At 71.0% G+C, this 24,391-nt stretch carries 18 protein-coding genes; 11 read left to right on the forward strand and 7 right to left on the reverse strand.

The genetic code is table 11. The features are described from left to right. The first annotated feature begins 18 nt into the window (after window positions 1-18). The 5 genes from ACFVFH_RS12850 to dapF all read left to right on the forward strand — a co-directional run bounded on the left by ACFVFH_RS12850 (window position 19) and on the right by dapF (window position 6,294). On the forward strand, window positions 19-1,284 hold the full coding sequence (locus ACFVFH_RS12850) for an MFS transporter (protein ID WP_383766519.1): 1,266 nt from the start codon (window positions 19-21) through the stop codon (window positions 1,282-1,284). Window positions 1,285-1,522: 238 nt separating this feature from the next. After that, window positions 1,523-3,376, forward strand: a complete 1,854-nt coding sequence (locus tag ACFVFH_RS12855) for a non-ribosomal peptide synthetase (protein ID WP_383766522.1) — start codon at window positions 1,523-1,525, stop codon at window positions 3,374-3,376. 13 nt (window positions 3,377-3,389) lie between these two features. Beyond that, window positions 3,390-4,181, forward strand: a complete 792-nt coding sequence (locus tag ACFVFH_RS12860) for a leucyl/phenylalanyl-tRNA--protein transferase (RefSeq protein WP_383766525.1) — start codon at window positions 3,390-3,392, stop codon at window positions 4,179-4,181. A gap of 52 nt (window positions 4,182-4,233) precedes the next feature. Beyond that, window positions 4,234-5,295 carry a fatty acid desaturase gene (locus ACFVFH_RS12865; RefSeq protein ID WP_383766528.1) on the forward strand — a complete coding sequence of 354 codons (1,062 nt, stop codon included), beginning with the start codon at window positions 4,234-4,236 and terminating at the stop codon, window positions 5,293-5,295. A gap of 33 nt (window positions 5,296-5,328) precedes the next feature. Then, complete coding sequence (dapF, locus tag ACFVFH_RS12870) at window positions 5,329-6,294, forward strand: diaminopimelate epimerase (protein WP_383766532.1); 966 nt, start codon at window positions 5,329-5,331, stop codon at window positions 6,292-6,294. 141 nt (window positions 6,295-6,435) lie between these two features. Here the strand turns inward: dapF and ACFVFH_RS12875 are convergent, their stop codons facing one another. Continuing rightward, window positions 6,436-7,116 carry a phosphotransferase gene (locus tag ACFVFH_RS12875; protein WP_383766534.1) on the reverse strand — a complete coding sequence of 227 codons (681 nt, stop codon included), beginning with the start codon at window positions 7,114-7,116 and terminating at the stop codon, window positions 6,436-6,438. A gap of 194 nt (window positions 7,117-7,310) precedes the next feature. Here ACFVFH_RS12875 and ACFVFH_RS12880 point away from each other — a divergent pair, with 194 nt between their 5' ends. After that, window positions 7,311-8,672, forward strand: coding sequence for an alpha-lytic protease prodomain-containing protein (locus tag ACFVFH_RS12880; protein ID WP_383766814.1), 1,362 nt, complete (start codon window positions 7,311-7,313; stop codon window positions 8,670-8,672). Window positions 8,673-9,108: 436 nt separating this feature from the next. After that, the gene (locus tag ACFVFH_RS12885) at window positions 9,109-9,951 is read left to right on the forward strand and encodes a carbohydrate-binding protein (RefSeq protein WP_383766536.1); all 843 of its coding nucleotides are present in this window, start codon (window positions 9,109-9,111) and stop codon (window positions 9,949-9,951) included. 489 nt (window positions 9,952-10,440) lie between these two features. Here the strand turns inward: ACFVFH_RS12885 and ACFVFH_RS12890 are convergent, their stop codons facing one another. The 4 genes from ACFVFH_RS12890 to ACFVFH_RS12905 all read right to left on the reverse strand — a co-directional run bounded on the left by ACFVFH_RS12890 (window position 10,441) and on the right by ACFVFH_RS12905 (window position 16,645). Further along, window positions 10,441-12,165: a bifunctional 3'-5' exonuclease/DNA polymerase gene (locus ACFVFH_RS12890; protein ID WP_383766539.1), complete on the reverse strand. Its 1,725-nt coding sequence runs from the start codon at window positions 12,163-12,165 to the stop codon at window positions 10,441-10,443. A gap of 312 nt (window positions 12,166-12,477) precedes the next feature. Continuing rightward, window positions 12,478-13,536 carry a type III polyketide synthase gene (locus ACFVFH_RS12895; protein ID WP_383766541.1) on the reverse strand — a complete coding sequence of 353 codons (1,059 nt, stop codon included), beginning with the start codon at window positions 13,534-13,536 and terminating at the stop codon, window positions 12,478-12,480. A gap of 831 nt (window positions 13,537-14,367) precedes the next feature. Beyond that, on the reverse strand, window positions 14,368-15,573 hold the full coding sequence (locus ACFVFH_RS12900; RefSeq protein ID WP_383766543.1) for a cytochrome P450: 1,206 nt from the start codon (window positions 15,571-15,573) through the stop codon (window positions 14,368-14,370). A gap of 238 nt (window positions 15,574-15,811) precedes the next feature. After that, window positions 15,812-16,645 (reverse strand): DUF1259 domain-containing protein, encoded by an 834-nt coding sequence (locus tag ACFVFH_RS12905; RefSeq protein ID WP_383766546.1) that lies wholly within the window; start codon window positions 16,643-16,645, stop codon window positions 15,812-15,814. A gap of 899 nt (window positions 16,646-17,544) precedes the next feature. On the opposite strand from ACFVFH_RS12905, the gene ACFVFH_RS12910 reads away from it, so the two are divergent. After that, window positions 17,545-18,774 carry a DUF2786 domain-containing protein gene (locus ACFVFH_RS12910; RefSeq protein ID WP_383766547.1) on the forward strand — a complete coding sequence of 410 codons (1,230 nt, stop codon included), beginning with the start codon at window positions 17,545-17,547 and terminating at the stop codon, window positions 18,772-18,774. 222 nt (window positions 18,775-18,996) lie between these two features. After that, on the forward strand, window positions 18,997-21,429 hold the full coding sequence (locus ACFVFH_RS12915; protein ID WP_383766549.1) for an FUSC family protein: 2,433 nt from the start codon (window positions 18,997-18,999) through the stop codon (window positions 21,427-21,429). 26 nt (window positions 21,430-21,455) lie between these two features. Here ACFVFH_RS12915 and ACFVFH_RS12920 read toward each other — a convergent pair whose 3' ends face one another. Beyond that, on the reverse strand, window positions 21,456-21,938 hold the full coding sequence (locus ACFVFH_RS12920) for a hypothetical protein (RefSeq protein ID WP_383766552.1): 483 nt from the start codon (window positions 21,936-21,938) through the stop codon (window positions 21,456-21,458). A gap of 253 nt (window positions 21,939-22,191) precedes the next feature. Here ACFVFH_RS12920 and ACFVFH_RS12925 point away from each other — a divergent pair, with 253 nt between their 5' ends. Further along, window positions 22,192-22,434, forward strand: coding sequence for a DUF397 domain-containing protein (locus ACFVFH_RS12925; protein ID WP_266690134.1), 243 nt, complete (start codon window positions 22,192-22,194; stop codon window positions 22,432-22,434). A gap of 235 nt (window positions 22,435-22,669) precedes the next feature. Here the strand turns inward: ACFVFH_RS12925 and ACFVFH_RS12930 are convergent, their stop codons facing one another. Beyond that, window positions 22,670-23,188, reverse strand: a complete 519-nt coding sequence (locus ACFVFH_RS12930) for an ATP-binding protein (RefSeq protein ID WP_383766555.1) — start codon at window positions 23,186-23,188, stop codon at window positions 22,670-22,672. Between the two features lie 325 nt (window positions 23,189-23,513). On the opposite strand from ACFVFH_RS12930, the gene ACFVFH_RS12935 reads away from it, so the two are divergent. After that, complete coding sequence (locus tag ACFVFH_RS12935) at window positions 23,514-24,377, forward strand: helix-turn-helix domain-containing protein (protein WP_383766557.1); 864 nt, start codon at window positions 23,514-23,516, stop codon at window positions 24,375-24,377. Window positions 24,378-24,391 lie beyond the last annotated feature (14 nt).

Raw genomic sequence — 24,391 nt, forward strand, 5'->3', positions numbered from 1 at the left:
CACGACGGGTCCGCGGCCGTGAACGTCACCCTGCGCGCACCAGAGCCCGCCGCCGTAGCGGCGGATCGTCCCGCTGCTTCGCGACGGTTGTGGGCCCAGCGCAACTTCGTCCTCTTCTGGGTCGGGCAGACGGTCTCGAAAGTCGGCAACGGCGCGTACTCCGTCGCGCTCGGCTGGACCGTCTACCGGCTGACATCGTCAACAGCCGCCATGGGCCTGATTCTGGCCCTCAACTTCGCACCGCAGGTCGTCTTCTCCGTGGCCGGCGGCACCCTGGCCGACCGATGGTCACGTCGCTCCGTCATCATCGCCGCCGACTGCACGGCTGCTCTGGCCATCGGTGCCCTCGCGGCGCTCGCAGCCGCACGCCACCTCTCCCTCGGGCTCCTGATGGCTGCGGCCGTGGTACTGGGCACCGTCAGTGCCTTCTACAGCCCGGCCTACGCGGCCATGAACCGCGAACTGCTCGAAGAGAAGGAGTTCCGCAAGGCCAACTCCGTGTTCACCGCGTCCGGGAGCCTGGCTCGCCTTGCGGGGCCCCTGCTGGCAGCCGGTGTTTTCAGCGTCGGCGGCCCCGCGCTCGTCTTCGCACTGAACGCGGCTTCCTTCGCGATCGCGGCCATCGCGATGGTGGCCACGAAGATCCGAGCCCGCCCCAGCACGCGCACCAAGGACGGGCTCCGCACGGAACTCGCCGAGGGGCTGCGTTACACGTACTCCGAGCCCTGGCTGATTCTGATCATCGTCCTGTCGCTCGCGGTCAATATCCTGTGTCTGGCACCCTATTCGGTGCTCCTGCCCGCGCTCGTGCAGCAAGCCCACAGCGGAGTGGGAACCCTGGGACTGGTCAGCGCGTCAGAGATCGCCGCACTGCTGCTGGCCTCGCTGGTCATCGGGCTTCTGCGAGGGATCAGGGCAGGCACCGGTTTGATCGCTCTGGGTTCGGCGATGGGCCTGGGAGCCACGGTCCTCGGCACGCTGGGCGATCAGCCCGGAATGTTGTTCCTCGGTGCGATTCTGTTCGGTGTCGGGCTGTCCTTCGACGTCATCGAGAACACTCTGTTGCAGAACAGAGTTCCCGAGCACCTTCTCTCCCGGGTCTACAGCGTGAACATGACTCTCTCGTACTCGCTGCAACCGCTCGGATACTTCTTCGCCGGCCTCCTCGCACGCCATTCCAGCGCTTCCGCCGTTCTCACGGTGGGTGGGTTCACGATGCTCACTGCCTGCGGCATCGCCGTGCTCCTGCCGACCACGCGGCGCCTGGACTCGGTCCGCTGCTAGGCCCTGTCTTCAAACTGTCGTCTGCCGTGCGGCGTCCGGCCGGACGACCGCACTTCGAAGACAGGGCCTAGGGGGTGTGCCGAAAGTCCCGTCTGCCCGGCGGCGCCTGGCACGTACGTACGTCCTGGGTCCGCCCCCCGCCGCGCCCCGGACGGCCTCAACTCTCCGAGCCCTGCTCGACGTGGGACACGAGACCACGCCCGGAACAGCGATCCCAAGCCTTGTGGAGGAAACGCCCATGACCAACCTCACTGACATAGCCGAGATCACGCCGCATACTCCGGCCGGCGAGGGCGGAAGGCAGGCGACCAGCCTGCCTCACGCCGTGCTCGCCATGGCAGCACGGCATCCCGACCGCGCCGCGGTGGTCCACGGCGACACGCAACTCACCTATCGCGATCTTGCGGCACAGGCGTACGAGTTGGCCGGTCGACTGCGAGCCGAAGGCGTCGGACGCGAGATGACCGTGGCCATGTGCCTGCCGCGCACGCCCGCCCTCGTCGCTGCCGTCTTCGGCATCTGGCTGGCAGGCGGAGCCTGCCTGATGATGGACCCCGTCGCTCCGCCCCGCCGCCGTGAGCACATGCTCCGTGACAGCGGAACCCGCATCGCGGTGACGACCGAAGAGCTGGCCGCTTCCCTGCCCGCCGACATCCGTACCCTGCTTCTCCCGGGACCCGGTCAGGCGAACGAAGCTGAGCCGTGGCACCGGGGCGGCGTGCCGACGAAGGCCACCGATCTCGCCTACGTCATCTACACCTCCGGCACCACTGGCCGGCCCAAGGGCGTCATGGTGGAGCACAAGACCCTGTCGGCCATGGCCGACAGCATGGAGCAGGCCCTGTACGGCGGGCGTGATCCCGGAGTGCGACGTGTGGCACTCAATGGCGCTACCAGCGCCGACCCCTTCTTCGCGGACTTCGCCAACCTGGCACGTGGGCGCACGCTCGTCATCGTGGACGAGGCCACCCGCCGTGACCCGGAACGTCTCGGGAACCTGCTGCGTACGCAACGCATCGATCTGTTCGACGGCACACCGACACAGCTACGGGCCCTGCTCCTGGCCGTCGGCGCCGCCGCGCTGGACTCGCTGAAGTTCCTCATCCTGGGCAGCGAACCCATCGATGCCGATCTGTGGCAGCAGCTGCGCTCCCTGAAGCACGTGCGCACCCACAACTACTACGGCCCCACGGAAACCACGGTGTACGTCACCGGAGCCGTCCTGGCCGAGCACCCGGGGCCGGTCATCGGCACCGCGCTGCCCGGCAACCACGCCCTCGTCCTGGACTCGGAGCTGGGGCCCGTACCCGACGGTGAGATCGGCGAGATCTGCATCACCGGCGACCAGGTAGCCCGCGGCTACCTCAACCCCGGTCCGGCCGAACAGGCCCGCTTCGTCCTGCTCGCCCGCCCCGGCACCCCCACGCCCCTGCGCGCCTACCGCACCGGGGACAGGGGCCGGTACGACTCGCGCGGCCAACTGGAGTTCCTCGGCCGCTTCGACAATCAGGTCTCGATCAACGGGCACCGTGTCGAACTCGGTGAGATCGAGTATCACCTTCGCGCATGCCGCGAAGTGGCCAACACCGCGGTTGCCCTGCTGGAGGGCCGGGCGGGCGAGGGGCTGCACGCCTGGATCGTCCTCAGCGAAGGCACCGACCTGGGAGCGGTTCGCGCCCGGCTGGCCGAGAGCCTGCCCGCGCACATGATTCCCCGCCTCGTGGCGGTCGGCTCCATCCCGATGAACACCGCGGGCAAGGCCGACATCCGATCGCTCACCTCTCTCACCGCCGAGGCTCAGCAGCACCCTGACTCCTCACAGGCGGCAGGTGAGGAGCTGCCCGAGATCCTGAACGCCGCGTGGCACGAGGTCCTGAAAGCGGATGCGATCGGGGCCAGTGACCACTTCTTCGACATCGGCGGTGACTCCACCAGAGCCACCCAGCTCACGCTCATGCTCCGTCACCGCCTGGGCATCGCCCTCCCCATTCGGACGATCTTCGAGAACCCGCGTATGCCCGACTTCCAGCACGCCGTCAGCCGGCACCTGACCACGGTGCCTGCCGACGCGCAAGCGACCCTGCCCGCCTGAGGAAGGGACGGACATGACAACAGCTTCCGTGCACGTAGCCGCCCTGGGCCCGGAGTTCTGGTCGGAGGCGACGCTGGGCATGGGGCTCGGCGTCCCCGTCGCCATCGGCGGCGACCTCTCGTCCGCAGTCCTGCTCGCAGCCCACCACCACGGCGTGTTCTGCCTTCCCCGATCCGAAGCCGACGACCTCGCCGAGGCCGAAGCCACCTACGGCCCGGACGTCCAGGCCGGTGACATCCCCGTGATTCCCTCCACAGTGAATCCGTACGGCACACAGTGGTGGTCGCCGTATCTCCGCTACGTCATCCCCACCGACGAAATCCGTCTGGGTCGCACGGTCCGGAAAAAGATCCGCGGCTCGTCCTGGACGACCCGTGTGGACGAGGACTTCACCGGTGTCCTGCAAGCCTGCCGCGGCGACCGCAAGCCGAGATGGATCACCGAAGCCCTGATGGAGTGTCTCCAGGACCTGCACCGGGACGGATGGGTCAAGAGCATCGAGGTGTGGGAAGACGACGAACTCGTCGGCGGCCTCTTCGGCTTCGCCCTCGACCAGGTTTTCGTCATGTCGTCCACCTTCAGCCACAGACCCCACGCCGCGAAGGTCGCCATCGCGGACCTCGCACGCCGAACCCGCCCCGGCAACATCCGGCTCCTGGATGCGCAGGGCCACAACGACTACACGGTCAGTGTGGGGGCGCGAGGCATCCCGCGCGCCGAGTACCTACAGAGGCTGGGCCCGGCAGGGCCCCCCGGCGTCCTCGACGGCCATCCCGCTGATGCCGAGCGCATTCTCCTCCCGTAGCCGGACAGCCCGGACCTCATGGACCCATGCACCCGACGCCGAGAGAGGCGCGATGTTCACTGCTCTGCTCTTCATCACCCTGGGCATCACGATCCGGCAGGCCGACCGTTGGTGGCACAGTCCCCGCCGCGGACGCCACACGCTGAAGACGCTGCGCGACGTCATGGCGCTGCAACGTCAGCGCGTCAACAACACCACTCCCGTCCTGCTGCTCATCGGTCACTGGCTGGAGATAGCCGGATGGTGCCTCTTCGCCGCCCACCACGGCGCCTGGGCCTGGGCGCTGACCGCCATCGTGAGCGCCGTCAAGATGCGTCACCTCCAGGAGGTCAGTCACTTCGCGGTCCATGGCGTCCTCACCCGCAACCCCCGGCTCAGCACCTTCCTGGCGGAAGTCGCCGTGCACCTTCCGCTCGGGTTCGTTCCCGTACCGGTACGTCGGCAACGGCATGTGCGTGAGCACCATCCCAACGCCACCGTCTCCGGTGTGGACCCGAACCTCGGTGATCTGCACCAGGCAGGTCTCCTGCCCGGCGTCCCCACTCGGCACTTCGTACGTGCCGTCGTATACCCGCTCACGCCACGCGGCGCCGTCGACACGGTCCAGAGCATCTGTGCAAATGTCCGCATTTCACAGGCCCGTTGGGGACGCCTCGCCGCGCTCGTCATCGCCCCCGCTTTCGCCACGTGGGCCTGGGGCTGGCAAGTGGCACTGTTCGTGTTCGTCATTCCGCGACTGCTGCTCTATCCACAGCTCGCCTGGATGTCGCTGCTCGTCGAACACCGCTGGTTCGATGCCGACCCGATCACCGGTCCGCCCGCCGTCGTCGAAGCCGCGCGCTGCCTCCGCCTGTACCCGAACCTGCCCGCACTCGCCCTTCTCGCGCGCGGCACATGGCTGCCCTACGGCGACCTCTACCACTACGCCCACTCCGCTCACCCCTCGGTGCGCTGGAACTTCCTTCCCGCGCTGGAGCAGGCCATCGGCTTCCCGCACTACTCGCCCGATGCCCTGCTCCTGAGGGAGGACGCGGTGCTGCGTCGGCACCGCAAAGCCCTGGCCACCGGCACGGTGGCCGACGCTCCAGAGACCGTTCCGCTGCCGACCAGGTAGCGCGGCCGCACACGGGCAGGAGAACCGGACATCATGCTCAACACGTTTTCGTTCACCAAGGGGCACGGAGCACAGAACGACTTCCTCGTTCTGACCGACCGGGACAACCAGCTGCAACTGAGTCCGGCCGATGTGGTCGCGTTGTGCCACCGTCGCACAGGCATCGGCGCGGACGGGCTCCTGCGTGCCGTCCCCACCAGCCGCACACCCGAAGCCGTCGCGATGGCTCATGGCGCCGACTGGTTCATGGACTATCGCAACGCGGACGGCAGCCTCGGTGCCATGTGCGGCAACGGCATACGAGTCTTCGCCCGCCACCTCGTCACCACGCAGCTTGCTGCGCCCGGCCGAATGACGATCGCCACCCGCGCCGGAATCCGCACCGTCCACGTGCCCACCGACGACAGCCGGGACATCCAAGTCGAGATGGGCCGTCCCACCCTGCCCGGTCCGGACGCCATCACCGTCACCGCCGGCGGTTCCAGCCGGCCCGCCGTGCACGTCGATGTCGGCAACCCGCACGCGGTTGCCTTCGTCGACGACCTGAACCACCCCGGGCCCCTCGACGTAGCCCCGGTCGTCACACCGGCCGACGCCTATCCGCACGGCGTCACCGTCGAGTTCGTCCACCGCCGCGGCCCGCGCCACCTGGACTTGCGGGTGTATGAGCGCGGCGTCGGTGAGACCAGTGCCTGTGGCACCGGCGCCTGCGCCGCCGTCACCGCCCACATACTGACCTCCGCCGGGCCGAGGACCGGTGTGTTCCGGGTCGATGTGCCCGGTGGCACCCTGCACGTCACGGTCCACGACGACGGCACAGTCCTCCTCGCGGGCCCCACCCGGATCGTCGCCACCGGGATCCGGCCCGCGCATCGCCTCACAGCCGCCGGAACGTCAACAGGGCTCTTCGGTGCCGGCGCCGGCGCGGAGGGCGGCGCCGAGGAGTGCCGACCTCGCAGCGCGAGCCTGGTCGCCACGCGGCTCACCTCGTCACGCTGACGCCCGGATTTTCATGCATCGCCCGCCGGAGGGTGCCGCGCGAGTCGTCGTACGTGGTACGTCCTGCCGTATACGTGGACCCGTGGGTACGTGGACCCGTGGGGACCGGGCGGGCATCGGTGGCCGGGGGTGGGGCGGTGTTCAGGTGGTCAGTTCTGTGACCAGGGACGTCGCGCGGTCGATGAGGGCCACCTCGTGCGGGCTCATTGTCGGGTTGGCGGTTCGGCGCGAGGCTGCCTCGGCGAGGTGGTGGGCGGGGATGCCGCCGGATGCGGTGAGGTGCGGCACCAGGGCTTCCAGCAGGGAGCGGGCGCCTGCCGATGCGGGGGAGTCGGGGTCGACCGCCACCTGGGCCAGGATCAGGGACGACATGGCCCGGTCCTCGGACGGGGCGCCCTCCGTGGTGTTGCTCCAGTCGATCACCACGGGGCCCCTGTCCGTCAGCATCACATTGCCCGGGTGCAGGTCGAGATGGAGGATCCGGTCGCCGGGGTGCGGGGAGAGCCTGGCCGGGACGGTGTGGAGCTCGGCGAGCAGACCGGCCAGCAGGGCGCCCGCCTCGGCCGCCGACAGCTCGCCGCTCAGCAGCGAGTCCAGCATCGTCGGGCCGGACAGCCGTTGCAGTACCAGGTCGCCGGGGGGTGTCGTGGCGTCCCGGGGGCCCAGGCGGGGGACCGGGTAGCCGTGGGCGCCGAGGTAGGACATGACCATCCATTCGGGAGTGGCGTCCATGCCGTCGCGGTATCGGCGCAGGACCCACTTCTCGTCGAGCGCGTACACATCGGCGGATCGTCCGGCACCCAGTAGCTCGCCTATTCGCATGGGGCGAACCTACGGGGATCGGCGGCGGAAGGGCATGTCCGCGGCCCGACTGCGGAACGTGGGGCCCATCGTCACTGGTCAGGGAGCCCATAACGCGAAGTGAGGGGGCGGACGGGATCTCCTGGGGATGACGTGTACGCGGCTACCTTGGCGGCAATTCCCCCGAAGTCAAGGAGAGTTCCGTGGAGAGATCCATGCTCCGCAGACGCGCCCTGGCCGCGTGTACCGCCACCGTGGCCGTCGGTGTGCTCGCGCTGGCGGGCCTGACCAACAGCGCATCCGCCGATCCGGCTCCCCACCTCCGTACCCCCACCGCCACGGGGGCCGAGCAGCTCTCGCCCGGTCTGCTGGCGGCCATGCGGCGCGATCTCGGACTGACCGCCGCCGAGGCGCGCGACCGGATCGGACACGAGACCCGGGCGGCGGCCGTCGCCGCGGGGCTGAAGCAGTCCCTCGGCGCGGATTTCGCCGGTGCCCGGGTGAGCGGGGACGACGCGGCCCTGACCGTGGCCACCACCGACGCCGCGGACGCGGCCAGGATCCGCGAGGCCGGCGCCAGGCCCGTCGTCGTCGAGCACAGCCAGGCCGAACTGGACGCGGCCAAGGCCGCGTTGGACCGGGTGGCTCTGCACCGGGCCCCGAAGGACGTGCCCGTCTGGTACGTCGACGTGGCAAGCAACCGGGTCGTCCTGGAGGCCGCCCGCACCTCGGCCGCCGACGCGTTCCTCGCCGGTGCCGGAGTGTCGCCCAAGATGGTGACGGTACGGCAGACCGACTCCGTGCCCCGTACGTTCACCGATCTGCGGGGCGGCGACGCGTACTACATGAACGGTTCGGGGCGCTGCTCCATCGGCTTCCCGGTCAAGCGGGGCAGCAGCCAGTCCGGCTTCGTCAGCGCCGGGCACTGCGGAACGCCCGGGGTCAGCACCAGCGGCTACAACCAGCAGGCCCAGGGCTCCTTCCAGGGCTCGACCTTCCCCGGCCGCGACTACTCCTGGGTCGCCACCAACACCAGCTGGACGCCGCGCGCGCTGGTGAACGGTTACGGCCAGGGCGATGTGACGGTCACCGGCTCCACCGAAGCGCTGGAAGGGGCGTCGGTCTGCCGCTCCGGCTCGACGACCGGCTGGCACTGCGGGACGGTCCAGCAGCGCAACACCAGCGTCACCTACCAGGAGGGCACCGTCTCCGGGGTCACCCGGACCAATGTGTGCGCCGAACCCGGTGACTCCGGCGGGTCGTTCATCTCCGGCAGCCAGGCGCAGGGCGTCACCTCCGGTGGCTCCGGCAACTGCTCCCAGGGCGGGACGACGTACTTCCAGCCGTTGAACCCGGCGCTCCAGGCGTACGGTCTCACCCTGGTCACCAGCGGCACCCCGACCGAGCCGCCCACCGACCCGCCGACCGAGCCGGGCGGCAGCTGGGCGGCGGGCACGACGTACGCCGCGGGCGATGTCGTGACGTACGGCTCCGACAGCTACCGGTGCCTCCAGCCCCACCAGGCGCAGGCCGGCTGGACACCGCCGAACGTGCCCGCCCTCTGGCAGCGCATCTGAGGGTGACGCCCGCGCAGCCTCTGTGGCTTCGGCCGCGCAGCCTCTGTGGCTTCAGGGACTGCTGCGAGTCCGGTGGTCTCGGTTGTCCTGGCGGTTCCGGTGGTCCCGGTGGCCCTGATGGTCCCGGTGGTCCCGGTGGCCCTGATTGGTCCCGGTGGTCCCGATGGGGTCGCCACGCAGACTGCGCCCGCCCGGCTTCCGCTCCGGCCTCCCGGCCGGGCGGCGCGCACCCGGACCCGTGCCGGAGTCACTACTCGGGCCGGCGTCCGATCCGTACTCGTACTCGTACCCGGACCCGCGTCCGGGCTCGGACCCGGGCTCAGCACCTCGCACCTCGCACCTCGCTCCTCGCACCTCGCTCCTCGCACCTCGCTCCTCGTACCTCGCTCCTGCTCTGTGTCATGCACGTGTCCTTCCCCCACCCGAGGAATCAGCCATGACCCCAGAACCGACCGAAGGCCCCGGCGGCGACCGCCGGATCAGCCGCAAGACCCTGCTCAAGGCCGCTCTCGTCGCCGGAACCGTGCCGTTGCTCGCGGGCGGTGGCGTCGCGCTGGCGCGTGACGCCGGTACCGGTGGCCGGCCGCTGGCCCCCACGCCGAACTGCGACGACGGCGACGGCCCGACGCACGACCAGATCGAGGGGCCGTACTTCAAGCCCAACTCCCCGCTCCGAACGAGCCTGGTGACCGACAGCACGCCCGGCGTCCGGCTGACCGTCAGCGGTTATGTCTTCGGGCGGGCCTGCAGGCCCATCTCCGGAGTGCTGCTGGACTTCTGGCAGGCGGACACCAACGGTGCGTACGACATGAGCGGATTCGCCTTCCGCGGGCACCAGTTCAGCGATCAGTCGGGAGCCTTCAGCCTGACCACGATCGTGCCGGGGCTGTACCCGGGGCGCACCCGCCACATCCACGTCAAGGTCCAGGCGCCCGGCTCGGGCATCCTGACCACCCAGCTGTACTTCCCCGGCGAGCCGCGCAACAACACCGACTCCCTCTTCGACCCGGCGCTCCTGATGAACGTCCGGGACGCCGGTTCGGCGAAGCAGGGGACCTTCGACTTCGTCCTCGACGTCGCCCAGAGTCCGACCGATCCGCCCACCGATCCGACGGACCCGCCGACCGACCCGCCCGGCTCCACCTGGGCGGCCGGAACGCTCTACAACGCGGGAGACCGCGTCACGTACGGCGGGGTCGCGTACCGCTGTCTGCAGGCGCACTCGGCCATGGCCGGCTGGGAACCGCCGAACGTCCCCGCGCTGTGGGAACGCGGGTAGATACGCAGTTCGGCGTGGGCGCACCCCGCCGCGCGGGCGTGCCCCGGAGCGTTCCCTCGCGGGGCACGCGCCGCGCCGGGTCCGGGCCGGAAGTGCTTCCGGCCCGGACCCCCGACCGTCGCACCGCTCCCGGTTCCCGGCAGGGGCCGGGAGCGGTGCTGCGGAGTAACCTGGAGACATACGGCTCCAGGTGAGCCGCCCGGGTCGGCCTGCGCATCGAAGGGGGCCGGTATCGCATGGAAACCCTGGTCACTGTCGTGGTCGTCCTCGCGATGATCGCGATCGCGGCGTACGTCATTCATCTGCTCAACGCCCGCCACCGCCATCAGCATCTGCGCCCGGCGCACTACGACCACGGGCTGGCCGGCTTCGACGAAGGTCCGGCCACCGGTCCGAGGCGCGGCGCCGGTCCGGGGTCCGGTTCCGGTGTCGGTCCAGGTCCAGGTGTCGGTCCGGGGTCCGGTGCCGGTGCGGGGTCGGACAAGGGGCTCACTTCGCATCCGAATAGCGCTCCACCACCGCCGTAGTGAACGGAAAGCGCACCGGTGTCTCGCCGAAGGCGGTCCGCCCGGCCAGCTCTCCGGCCGCCCGGATCGCCGCGACCACGGCCGGGGCCTCCTCCTCGGGGCAGTGCACGATCACCTCGTCGTGCTGGAAGAAGACCAGCTCCGCCCGGAGCCCGGCGGCGCGGAGCGAGTGGCGCAGGGCGGCCAGGAGCAGCAGCGCCCAGTCGGCCGCGCTGCCCTGCACCACGAAGTTGCGGGTGAAGCGGCCGCGTGCGCGGGCGTTCGACGAGGCGTAACCGGGGGTGAACCCGCTCGACGGGGCGTCACCGGAGGCGAACCCGTCGTCGCCGGAGGGCGGTTCGGGGCTCTCCTGCGGGATTCCGGCTTCCTCGCCCGCCCCGCTTCCCGCGGCGGGGGGACTGGTCCGGCCCAGCCAGGTCCGTACGAGACGGCCTTCCTCTCCCGCCTTCGCGGCATCGTCGACATAGGCCACGGCCAGCGGGAATCTCCGGCGCAGGGCGGCCAGGTTCTTCAGGCCGTCGCCCGAGGTCTGGCCGTAGACCGCGCCCAGCAGCGCGAGCTTGGCGTGGTCCCGGTCGCCGTGGAACGCCCGGTCCGACAGCGCCGTGTACAGATCGCCGTCATGGCCCGCCACCTCCATCAGACCGCGGTCGCGGGAGATCGCGGCGAGGACCCGGGGTTCCATCTGGTCGGCGTCGGCGACGACCAGGCGCCAGCCCTCGTCGGCGACGACCGCCTGCCGTATCACCTTGGGGATCTGGAGCGCGCCGCCGCCGTTGGTCGTCCAGCGGCCGCTGACCGTGCCGCCCGGGAGGTACTCGGGGCGGAAGCGGCCGTCGCGCACCCAGTCCTGGAGCCAGCCCCAGCCGTGCGCCGTCCAGATCCGGTAGAGCTTCTTGTACTGGATGAGGGGTTCCACCGCCGGGTGGTCCAGCTCCGCCAGCTCCCAGCGACGGGTGGACTTCACCTTGATCCCGGCCTGCGCGAAGGCCTTCACGACGTCGGCGGGGAGGTCGGGACGGACCCGTCTGCCGAAGGCGGCCGAGACCTTGTCGGCCAGCTCGGCCAGCTTCCGGGGCTCGCCGCCGCCCGCGTACCGCTCACCGAGCAGGTCGTGGAGGACGTCGCGGTGGACATCGGCGCGCCAGGGCAGGCCGGATCTGTTCAGCTCGGCGGCGACCAGCATCCCGGCCGACTCGGAGGCCGTGAGCAGGCGCATCCTGTCCGGGTGTTCGGTGGTGTCGTGGCGGCGGAGCTGCTCGGCATAGACCCGGAGGAGGTCGTCGAAGGGCAGCTGGGCGCCGGACGGGGGCTCGAAAAGCGAGGACTGCGAGCCGGGCTCCGCGGAGCGGATCGGCGGATCGGGGGGTACGGGGGCGTTGTTCAGGCGGGCATGGGCGGCAGCCGCCGAGCGGGGCTCACCGAGGCGCCCCTCATGGGCGAGGAGGAGCGACTCGGCGGCCTCGATGTCGTAGCAGCGGCTGATGTGGACGCCGGCCGCGAGCAGGCGTGGGTAGATCTCGGCGGTGGACCGCCAGACCCAACGGGTGACGTCGGGGCGGGAGCGGACCGCCGTCACGAGATCGGCCTCGGCCACGACCGGGGCGGCGGGCAGGCCGGTGGGGGCCAGTGGCGCGAGGAGGGCGCCACCGGTCTCCGTCATGGCCAGAGCCCAGCGTTCGGTCATGCCTTAGCCCAGCGTTCGGTCATGCCTTCGAGTCTGGCACCCGGCACTGACACTGCCGCCCGGCGCGCTGGGCGGCGGCCTGGGAAGCAGGGGGCGGGGCCCGGCTGACAGGGGCAGGGGGCAGGGGGCGGGGCACGGGCGGCAGGTGGCGGGGCGGGCCCCGCCCCCGGTCCGCGGATGCCGGGAAGGCGCGCGGGCCGGGGGAGGGGAGGGGTGCGGTCGAAGAGGAGGTGAGGTGGGGTGGGGTGGGGTGGAGGTGCGGGGCGATGGAGGGGTGGGAGCCAGGGGATGGGAGCGGGAACGGGCGGGGGGTCAGGTCTCCGACTCGGAGGTCCAGGTGCCCAGGGAGATCTCGGCGGTGATGCCGGGGCCGAAGCCGGCCATCAGGCCGCGGTGGCCGTCGAGCGCCGATGCCTCGTCGAACATCCTGCCCAGGGCGTCCAGCACCACGGCGCTGGCGATGTTGCCGTACTCGGTGAGTGTGGCCCGGCTGAAGCGGAATGCCTCGGGCGGCACGTCCAGGAAGTGGCTGAGGTCGTCCAGGATGCGCGGGCCGCCCGCGTGGATGATGTAGAAGTCCATCTTTCCGGCGTTCCACTGGTTCTCCTCGGCGACCGCCTCCAGGGCCGGTGCGAGGGGTTCCATGGTGCCGGGCACCCGCTTGTCGAGCTGGAAGTGGAATCCGGTGGACCGGACCGCGTAGGAGATCCAGTCCTCGGTGGCCGGGATGACGTACGAGCCATTGCGCTCCAGACGGACTCCCGTACCGCCGCTGCCCCGGAGCACGACGGCGGCTATGCCGTCGCCGAAGAGCCCGTTGGAGAGCAGCGATCCCACGCCCAGGTCGGTGGGCTGGTAGCAGAGCGAGCAGAACTCGCAGGCCACGATGAGCACATTGGCGTCGGGGTACGCCGTGCAGAAGTCGTGGGCCCGGTTGACGGCCGCTCCACCCGCGGCGCAGCCGAGCTGCGCGATCGGCAGCTGGCGGGTCTCCGGCCGGAAGCCCATCTCGCCGATGAGCCACGCGGTCGCCGGCGGCATCATGAAGCCGGTGCAGGAGACGTAGACGATCAAGTCGATCTGCCTCGGCTCAAGTTCGGCCTGGTCGAGCGCCCGGCGCACCACCGCGGGGACCCGCGCCTTGGTGTGTTCCTCGTAGGTCACGCTGCGGGCGTCGAAACCCGGGTGCTGCAACACCTTGTCGATCGGCTGGATCAGATGTCGTTTCTGCACCCCGGTGTGTTCGATCAGACGCAGCACCAGGTCGATCTGCGGATGGTCGCCGTGCAACCGTTGGGCCAGTTCGAGGGTTTCCTCGTTGGTGATGACGTACTCGGGAACCTCGATGGCCGGCTTGCAGAGAACCGCCATGGAACTCCTCCTAGCGGACATGGTTCACACGGCCGGGCCCGAAGAGTCACGGGGCATTCGCCTGCCGGAGACGGCCACCGCGGCTCCGTGCACGCGTCATCGCGTGGGGCTGGAGCGCTGGTGTATTCCGGTGCCGGGCCAGGTATCCCCTGGAACGGGCGCGGACGGGCCGACCGTCGAAGAATGAGTGCCAGCCGTTCGTGGGCGGAAGCGGATCCGCCACGGCTGGGGTGACCGTCGGAATCACGCTACGGCAGCCGGATCGGGGCCGCATGTCGAGCGGGCCCCGGCGCGTGTCGAGCGGGCCTTGGCGCGCGGCGGCCACGGGTCCTCCGCGCGGAGAGAAACCGTGGCCAGGACGGTCGTACGGCGCGTGGAGGGGGTGGCTCGTGGGACGGGGCGGTGCGCGGAGTGGGGGTGGCTCGTGGGGACGGGGCGGCGCGCGGAGGGGTGGCTTGCGGGGAGGAAGTGGCTCCCGGGGTGGGGTGGGGGTGGCTCGTGGGGTGGTCTCGTGGGGTGGGGTGGGGTGGCGTGCGTGGAGGGGGCGCGTGTGGGCTGTGCGGAGGGGGCGCTCGTACGGGGCAGCAGCCCGGCGCCCCGGTGTCCGTCTGCGGGCGGGGCTCGGCGCGCCGGTGTGTCCGCGTGTGGCGTTCGCGTTGGTGTTCGTCTGCGGGCGGGGTCCGGCGCGCCGGGGCGTACGCGCCCGGCATACGTCCGGTGTCCGCTGCGGCAGGCGCCCCGGGTTGCCGCCGGCCGCAGGCCGACGCATCATCGATGACGGCCCGTCGTCGGCCGTGGCCGGGGCGGGCGGGCACCCGGGGCGCCCCCGGTTCACCAGGTGACGGGCAGTTCGAGGGGATAGCGCCAGATGGACGTCTTGTTCCAGCGGACCTCCTCGGCCGGAGCGGCCAGCTTCAGGGCGGGGAAGCGCTTCAGCAGCGTTCCGATGGCGACCTCCAGCTCGGTGGCCGCGAGCGGGGCACCGAGGCAGTGGTGGCCGCCCCACCCGAAGGTCATGTGGGACGGCCCCTGCCGTTCCAGGTCCAGCTCGTCGGGGCGGTCGAACTTCCGGCCGTCACGGTTGGCCGTCAGATAGGAGACGTGCACGATGTCCCCCTCCCGGATCTGAACGCCGCTGAGCTCCACGTCCTCGGTGGCGACCCGGGGGATGCCGACGCCCTTGCGGAAGGGGATGAAGCGGAGCAGTTCCTCGATGGCCTGCGGGAGCATCTCGGGCCGCTCGCGCACCATGGCGAGCTCGTCGGGCCTGGTGAGCAGCGTGTAGGCGATGTTCCCGATCTGGTACGTGGTGGTGTCCTGGCCGGTGATCAGCAGGACCATGGCCATCACGGTCAGTTCCTGGTCGTTGAGGATCTCGTCACCGTCGCGCGCGGTGGCCAGCGCGCTGATCAGGTCGTCGCCCGGGTTGGCGCGCCGCTCGGCCGTCAACGTCTCGAAGTACGCCCGGAGATCGGCCTTGGCGCGTACCGCCGCGTCCTTGTTCTCGACGGTGGTGTCCATCATGGTCCGGGCGTGGGCGCGCAGTTGCGCGCGGTCGGCCTCCGGAATGTCGAGAACCTCGCAGATGGTGGTCAGGGGCAGGGGGGCCGCCAGATGCTCGAACAGGTCGGCGGGGGCACCACGCTCCTCCATCCGGTCCAGCAGCTCATCGACCACATGCTGGGTGCGGACCCGCATGCGCTCCATGTGGCGGGGGGCGAAGCCCTTGGAGATCAGGCTGCGCAGTCGGCTGCTGCCCGGCGGGTCCATCACGTTGATCGCTTCGTCCTGAACGATCGGTTCGGGGGTCATGCGCGGGAAGTTGCGGCCGATGATGGCGCTGCGGCTGAAGCGCCGGTCGGTGGTCACCGTACGCACGTCGTCGTAACCGGTGACGAGCCATGCCTCACCGTCGCCGTGCGGGAGGCGGATGCGGGAGACGGGCGCTTCGTTCATCAAGTGCCTGAGCACCGGGTCGAATTCGAGGGCCTCGGCGTAGTCGAACGGGCAGAGCCGTGCGCCGGCGACTGGTTCCATGCGGAGCTCCAGATGAGGATCGGATGGGGGGTTCCTGGAAGGTGCGGGCTGGACGGGACATGGGTGCCCGATCGCTCCCGGGGCCACGCGCCGGTCCGGGCCGATTGGTCCATATGCAGAACGGATTCGGCGGCGCCGGTCGCTGGACCGGCGCAATTCGGCCCGGTGACCGGCGCGGGCCCGATGGCCCGTACGGCCGGTGCGGCCCGTACGGCCGGTGCGGCCGGTGCGGACCCCCTCAGCCGTTCGGTACGACGTCGGTCGCGTCCACCGCGGGGCGCAGCGCGCGGGCGAGCCGGACGCCGTCGCCCACGGCCCAGAAGTGGGTGAAGAACAGGCGGGGTTCCTCCGTCAGATGGTGGTTGTGCAGCTCGACGAGCTGGATCCCGCCGCGCCGCAGCGCGCTCAGCACGTGCGGGACCTCCTCGGCGCGCATGACGCAGTCCCCGCTGAGCGCGGCCCGGCCACCGCCCAGGGGCTGGAAGTTGAAGGCGCTGGACGCCCCCAGGCCGGGAGGCAGGATCAGACGGCCGTCCGTGATGGTCTCGCGGCGGACGAAGAGGACCTTGTAGAGCCCGTCCTCGGTGGTCCCCCGGGCGCCCAGCGCCGCCTCCATCCCGGCGATGTCCAGATCGACCGGGTCGGAGCGCTGCGGCGGCACCGGGGGCGGGGTGCCGGTGCGGTCGAACCCCGCCATCAGCCCCCGGGCCAGGGCCACCGCGTCATGGCTGTGGCCGTGGACATGGGTCCACCAGAGGTCGGGCGTCTGGGCGAGCAGGTGCTTGTGGAGCGCGGTCTGTTCGAGGCCGTGCGCCTGCCATGCGTCGATCACGTGCTGGAGCTCGTGCTCGGTGACCACCACGTCGCCCATGACCATCGTGGAGCCGTCGGCGTAGCGGACGAACCCCACGTGCGTGCCCAGCGCGAGTCCCGCCGTGACGACCACGCCGTCGGAGACCACGTGGAGATCCCGCCGGGGAAAGCCCGTGTGGTACGTCGTGTCGCGCAGCATGTTGCCGCGGCGGCCCAGCGCCTTCGTCACTTCCGCCCAGTCCGCCGGGGTGGTCGCCACCGGCTCGACCCGCCTCCCGTGCGCCGCCTCGGCCATCCCCGCCATTCCGGCCGGCCCGGCTGCTGCGGCGGGTCGGGGGCGGGGCCGGGGCCGGGGTTGTGGCCGGGCGACTGCGGGGGCCGCCGAGGTCAGTACCGGAGCGAGCGCGGCGGCGGTCAGTACGCGGCGCCGCGATGTGATCGGCCGTGCGCTTGTGTCCTGTTGTCGGTTCTCGGTCACCATGTGATCGCCTCCATGGCGAGATGAAAGCACGCGAAAACCTGACAAAAGAATGAAAGCGGATACATCGTCAGCGGGTGGGGCTGGATGGGTTACCGGGTGGACCGAACGCGTGGTCCGCCGGGACTCACGCTGGTCCCGCAGGGGCCGTGCTGGTCCGCCGGAACCCGTGCTGGTCCGGCGGGGGCCACGTACGGTTGGCGCGCGCATGGCCCGGTGGGGGTCGGAGTGCGGTGCGGCGGGGGTCACGTACGGTCCGGCCCGGGGGCGCGTACCGTCCGGCCCGGAGGCGCGTACGGCCCGGTGGGGTACGCGTACGGTCCGGCCCGGCGGCGGCTGTGCGGTGCGGTGCGGTGGTGGCCGTGTGGTGCGGGCGGCCGGGCCCGCTCTTCCGCCCGTGGGTGTGCCGGGCCCGCTCTTCCGCCCCATGGGCGCGCCGGGTCCGTTGTCCCGGCCCATGGGTGCGCCGGGACCGGCGCCGCCGTCAGCCGCCCACCGCCCCTGCGTCGGCCAGGGGCGTGCCCCGCCGTCACGCCGCCCCGCTTGTCCACACCCTGTGGATATCGAACGGCCGCACGACTTCGCAGCCGCCGCGAGCGGCGGTGAGGGCTGCCGTGCCCGGTCCACGCCCGTGGTGGACGGCCTGCGGCGCGCTGCGCCACCCTGCATACCCTGACCTCATGGAACCGGTGATCGACCAGGCATTCGCGGCAGCCCTCTACACGGACGGCGACGCCGGTATCGACACCGGGGCCTCCCTGCTCGCCGCCGACCCGGGGTCGGACGCGGAGCTGTTCCGGCGCGGCGAGGAGTTCGTCCGGCGCGCCTGGGAGCGCGGTTGGCAGCCCGCCGACGTCGTACGCCTCGTCCGCCGCGAGCTGGACGAGACCGCGGCCTGCCTGGCCGCCGGGCTGATCGCTTCGGAGACCGCGCGGTACGAGCGGCTTCCGCACCGCTGGCGGTCCCAGATCGACGGGCTTCCCGCCGCGCCGCCCCGGAACCGGCCGGACCGTTTCTCCTACGCCTGTGCCGTCCTCGGTCTGTACCGGCTGCTGCTCCGGCTCCCCACCATCGAACCGGTCGGGCCCCCGCCCGGCGCCCTTCCGCACGGGCTCCGGCTGCCGCCCGCGCACGACGAACCCCGGATGCTGACCCGGATCCGTGCCCTGCTCGCCAAGGCGGAGGCGACCGGATTCCCCGAGGAGGCGGAGGCCCTCACCACCAAGGCGCAGGAGCTGATGGCCCGGCACTCCATCGACGAGGCCCTGCTCGCCGCCCGTACCCACAGCGAGGAGGCCCCGGGCGCATGCCGGATCGGGGTCGACGCACCGTACGAGACGGCGAAGGCGATCCTGCTCGACGCGGTCGCAGGCGCCAACCGCTGCCGTGCGGTGTGGAACAGCGACCTCGGCTTCTCCACGGTGGTCGGCTTCGAACCGGACCTGGACGCCGTGGAGCTCCTGTACACCTCCCTGCTGGTCCAGGGCACGGTGGCGATGACGAAGGCGGAGGCGGGTCAGCGGGCCGGCGGGCGCAAGCGGACCAAGACGTTCCGACAGTCCTTCCTGATGGCGTACGCCCAGCGGCTGGGCAGCCGACTGGCCGCCGACACCGCCCGCGTCACCGCGGCGGCCGAGGCCGGTCCCGGCGGCGGCCCGGGGTCCGGACGGGGCGGGACCGGTACCCCCGATCTGCTCCCGGTACTCGCGGCCCGCGACATGGCCGTCACGGACACCGCCGAGCGGATGTTCCCCCAGACCACGACCACCCGGGTCCGGGGCGCCACGGACCTGGACGGCTGGACCCATGGAACGGCCGCGGCGGACCGTGCGCGGATGGGCGGCAAAGACCGCGACGGCCGCAACGGCCGCAACGGCCCGGAACTCCGCGGCCGACGCGGTAACCGCTGAGGTAGCCGCCGAGCCATGCAGTGCAGTGCAGTGCGGTGCGGTGCGGTGTGCTGGGCTTGTGCTGCGCTGCGCTGCCGGTGATCGCCGCCGCCGAGGGCCCATGCGGCGATCACCAGCAGCGCCGCCATCGAGGAGTCACGTGGCAGGCGCCGGGCGCCGCTCGCGGAGGAAGGTATCCGGCAAGTCGGGCGAATCGGTATTTCTTCCGGTTAGGCTCAGGGCATGAGCTGGCTCCGGGCGCTGAAGGAGACCGCCCGCTCGGGGCTCTCGATCGAGCGGCGGCGTCTCGAACCGCTCATCGCGATCCGTGGCGCGGCCGGTCTCGCACTCGTCCTCGGGATCAGCCTCGCGTTCTTCGGGCCCGTGGTCGCCGCGAGTTCCGCGTTCGGCGCGTTCCAGGCGGCGATCGCCACCTTCCAGCGCAGCTGGCGCCCCCGGCCCGTGCTCGCCCTGGTCTCCGGCGCGAGCCTCGCCGTGTCGACGTTCCTCGGCTATCTCACCGGATCCCGGCTGCCGCTCTTCCTCGCCCTGCTGGTGCTCTGGACGTTCGTCGCGGGCCTGGCGTGGGCGGCGGGGCCGACCGCCGGGATCATCGCGGCGTCGAACGTCGCGATCATGCTGGTCACGGTCACCCTGCCCACCTCCGTCGCGAACTCGGCCGTGCATGCCGGAATGATCCTGTTCGGCGGGGTGGTGCAGGCCGGGCTGATCGTCCTGTTCCCGGTGCGCAGATGGGGCGCCCAGCGCGACGCCCTCGCCGATGCGCTGGCCGCCGAGGCCGACTACGCCCGGCGGCTGCGCCACGACCCGCTGGCCCCCTTCGACCCGGTGCCGTTGATGACGGCCCGCAGCGCGGCCGCGATCACCCCGCGCCAGGCCCGCCGCCGCCCGCCCGAACTGCGCGGCTCCCGAGGCGTCGCCGAACGGATCAGACCGGTGCTCGCCTCGCTCGCCGATCCCTCGCTGGGCGTGCCGGCCGAAGGGCCGGAGCGGGAACGGGTCCGCGAGCTGCTCGCCGCCGCCGGATCGGTGCTCGACTCGGCCGCCCGCGCGATCCGGCACGGCGACCCGGTCGAGCTCGCCCCGTCCGCCGTGGCCACGCTGAAGACCCCGGACACCGGAACCCTGCTCACCGGCCCGCCGCTGCGCGCCGCCGACCGGCTCGGCGCCCTGCTCTCCGACGTCATCGAGACGGCCGAGGGCGAGGGCACGAAGGAGCAGGACGCCAGGGCCGAGGAGGCCGCCGAGGCCATCAAGACCCCAGCGGGCGGGACGCCCCCCGCCGCGCACCGCCGCCGCCCCACCCTGTTGCGGCTGGTCCCCGTCGTCGTACAGGCGATGCGCGTGGAGCTGCGTCCGGGCTCCCCGATCCTGCGGCACGCCGTCCGGGTCTCCGTCGTCGCGGCCGGCGGCTATCTCATCGGCACCGCGCTGCCGTTCGGCCACGGCTACTGGGCGCCCATGGCCGCCGTCATGGTGATGCGGCCGGAGTTCTCCCAGACGTACGCGCGGTCGGTGGCCCGCTTCGGCGGCACCATCGTCGGCGTCTCGCTCGCCACCGCGATCGTCCAGACCGCCCACCCCGGGGTGACCCCGGCCGCGATGCTCGCCGTGCTCTGCGCCCTGCTGATGTACCTGCTGATGCGCACCGGGTACGTGGTCGGGCAGGCCTGCGTCTCGGCGTATGTGGTCTTCCTGCTCGGCATGGCGGGCGACGACTGGTCACAGACCGTGCTCGAACGGGTCGTGCTCACCCTCGCGGGCGGTCTCCTCGCGATGATCTCGTACGCCCTCTACCCGGCCTGGGAGACACCGAGGCTCCGCGGCAGGCTCGGCGACTGGCTCAAGGCGGACGGGCGGTACGCCGCCTCCGTCGTCGACCAGTACGCCGAACCGGCCGACCGCGGCCACGACGACGTGCGGTCCGCCCTCCTCGACACCCGTGAGGCCCGCGTCGCCTGGCAGGAGGCGCTGGCCACCGCCCAGCACGAACCCGTACGCAACCGCGGCCTCTCCCGTGCCGCCGCCGACGACACCCAGCACGCGCTCGCCCAGCTGGGCCGGGCCGCGATGCTGCTGGAGGCCCATCTGCCGGGTGGCGGCGCCACCCCCGTACCGGACGCGGCACGCCTGGCCGACGCGCTGCGCCGGGCCACCGAACAGGGCGCGAAGGCGGTACGGGAACGGCGCGTACCGGACTGGACCGAGGTGCGCGAGGCCCTGGCGGAGTGGGACGCGCGGCAGCGCGCGCGGGAGAAGGAGGAGAACGGGGCGGAGAACGAAGAGATGAGCGAAGGGGCGGGTGAAGAGACGAGCGAAGGGATGAGCGAAGGGGCGGGCGAGGGGGAAGGCAAGGGCGATACGGGCAAGGCCGAGGGCAAGGAAGATACGGGCGAGCGGGAAGGCGATAGGGGCGAGCGGGAGGGCGGTACGGCTGAGCGGGAGGCGGACCCCTATGTATGGGAAGGGGCCCACCTCCTCCTCGACGCCCTGGAAGAGTTCTCCCGAGGGCTGGACGGAAAGCCGGAGTCGAAGTCGACGCAGAAGCCGAAGCCGAAGCCGAAGCGGGATTCAAAGCCTGATTCGGAGTCGGGGCCGGAGTCGAAAGCGACATCGCGGCCGAAGCCCAACGAGCCTGGGAATCAAGGCGGGTGACGGTCCGTCGTATCTTCGTGCGATGGTCAGGGAGTCGGCAGGCTCCCCAGGTCCGGCAGTCCGGACGGCAGTGCGCCGGGTTCGGTCTTGGCCAGGGTGTCCTTGACCCCGCTGCCCCAGGACACCACGACGGTCTTGCCGTCGTTGGACTCGACGGACCCCGAGGTGCGGTCGTCGCCGCCGTCGACGCACTTCAGCGTGAGCGTCACCTTGCCCGTGTCCTGTACGGTGCCCGTGCAGGCGTGCTGCTCGGTGATGAGCACCGCCTTCCCCGACGCCACGGACAGGACTACCGCCTTGCCACCGGTCTTTCCTGCCCAACCGCCCTCCAGCGCAGCCGCGTTGGCCCCCGAGCTGCTGTCGCCGCCGGAGGCCGGGGCGGACCGTTGCGCGCCGGAGCCCTTGTCCGGGGTGTCGCTCTTCCCGCTGTCACTGCTGCAGCCGGTCAGTGCTGCCGCGGTGAGGATTCCGGTGGCGATCACGGCGCCGGTATGCGTGAGTCTGTGCATCGGTAATTCCCCCTTGTCATCGAAAGACCGGGCCAAGTTATCAGCGCGATACAACGGGATGGAGAGCTCGACCGGGGGTAGACGGAGCCAAAACGGCCTCCGCTGCGTCTGTTCTTACGGAGTAAAGCTGTAATCGTGAGAACACCCCGCGTGCACGTGCATCCGCGCATGCATCTGCGCATGCAGGGATATTTGAACAGAGCTATGATCCGAGACAGTTGACACTTGCACCTTGCAACTCGGGGAGCGTCCTGTGCACCACGTGTACAACGGCATGGCGGCCACAGAGCTTCGCGGAGTCGTCTGGCAGAAGAGCAGACACAGCAACTCCCAGGGTTCCTGTGTGGAGTTCGCGAAACTGCCCGACGGTGATGTGGCGATGCGGAATTCGCGCCACCCCGACGGGCCGGCGCTGGTCTATACGCCGGCCGAGATAGAGGCGTTGCTGCTCGGGGTGAAGGACGGCGAGTTCGACCACCTCGTAGCGGGCGGCTGATCCGGTCGCCGGGTGTCACCGTTCCCGGAGGTCACCGTTCCCGGGCGTCACCGTTCCCGGGCGTCACCGTTCCCGGGCGTCACCGTTCCCGGAGGTCGCCGTTCCCGGGCGTCGCCGTTCCCGCGCGTCGCAGCCCCGCGTTCAGCCGCTGCCGCGGGTTGCAGCCCCCCGCACCGCGCCGCCGACCGCCTCGTCGTACTCGTCGCGCCTGTCGCGCCTGTCGCGGCCGTGCGGATCACCGGGCGTCGGAGAGGCGGAACAGCGCCCAGACCACCTTGCCGCGCGAGGCCGACGGAGCGCCGGGGTTCTCGGCCTCCGGGGTGGGGTGCCAGCCCCACGAGTCGCTGAAGGACTCCACGAGGAAGAGGCCGCGGCCGGATTCGGCGCAGTCCGGTGCCTCGGAGGCGATCGGGCTCTCCTGGCTGGGGTCGCGCACGGCGCACACCAGGCGCGAGCTCCAGCGCATCAAGTGCAGCCGCACGGGCGGGTCCTGGGGCGCCGGAGCGGCCCCGTCCGAGGGCATGGCATGCCGCAGGGCGTTGGTGACGAGTTCGGAGACCACCAGTGCGACGTCGTCGAAGCGCTCGGCCAGACCCCATCCGTCCAGCGTCGTCCGGGTGAACCGCCGTGCTCCGCCCACTGCTTCGTAACGGGCGGGCAAGGTGCAGGTCGCCGAGCCGGAGACGGCTGAGGGATCGATGGGTGGAAGCCCCTGCCGTAACGGCGCGAGCATCGTCGATCCATTCGTCCCCATGCGAGGCACTCCCGGGATTCGCGGCTGTATCGGTACTGCGGGGGGTACAGCGGCACAACACGAACGAGCACGCAGGTGCGCGAGCCCCATGGTTCCCAATGCGTGGGGCAGATGCAAGGGCAGATGCACGTGCACGCGCCGGACCTGTCCGATACCGTGCCGGTTCTTGGTCATTTCTTCCTGTGTGTATTTTCGAGGCCTTCTGGGAGGCTTCTCATTTCCGTAATCGAATGAGTACGGGCTGAAGCGTTTTGATGGCAGAATCCGGCACTTGGGGTTCGGGGGGAGCCCCGGTGCCCAGGAAGCGAAGGGGAGGACCGGACCAGTGGCGGCAGGCGAGTCGAGTGGATCGGTGGTGCGGCGCATCCTGCTGGGCTCGCAGCTCAGGAGGCTGCGTGACGCGCGCGGCATCACCCGTGAGGCGGCCGGCTACTCCATCCGGGCCTCCGAATCGAAGATCAGCCGCATGGAGTTGGGACGGGTGAGCTTCAAGGCCAGGGACGTCGAGGACCTGCTCACGCTCTACGGAGTCACGGACGAGGCGGAGCGCGACGCCCTGCTCGGCCTGGCCCGGGAGGCCAACGTGGCGGGCTGGTGGCACAGTTACGGCGATGTGCTGCCCGGCTGGTTCCAGACGTACATCGGGCTGGAGGGGGCGGCATCGCTCATCCGGGTGTACGAAGTCCAGTTCATCCACGGCCTGTTGCAGACCGAGGCGTACGCGCACGCGGTCGTCACCCGGGGCATGGGCGCGGCGCCCGCCGTGGAGATCGACCGCCGGGTGGCGCTCCGGCTGGAGCGGCAGAAGGCCCTGGTCTCCGAACGCGCACCCCACCTCCACGCCGTGCTGGACGAGGCGGCACTCCGGCGGCCGTACGGCGACCGCGAAGTGATGCGCGCCCAATTGCGGCATCTGATCGAAATGTCGGAACAGCCCAACGTCACCCTCCAAGTCATGCCCTTCAGTTTTGGCGGTCATGCCGGGGAGGGCGGTTCCTTTACGATGCTGCGTTTCCCGGAATCCGATCTGTCGGACATTGTCTATTTGGAGCAGCTGACAAGTGCGCTCTATCTGGACAAGGCAGAAGAAGTCGCTCAGTACGAAAAGGCCATGACGCGACTGCACGAGGACAGCCCCGGAGCCGAGGAGAGCCGCGATCTGCTCCGTGGTCTACTCCAACTCATCTGAATCGTCAGTACGAT

Origin of the sequence: Streptomyces sp. NPDC057697 (genome assembly GCF_042799335.1) — a bacterium.
In the GTDB taxonomy this organism is placed as follows: Bacteria; Actinomycetota; Actinomycetes; order Streptomycetales; family Streptomycetaceae; genus Streptomyces.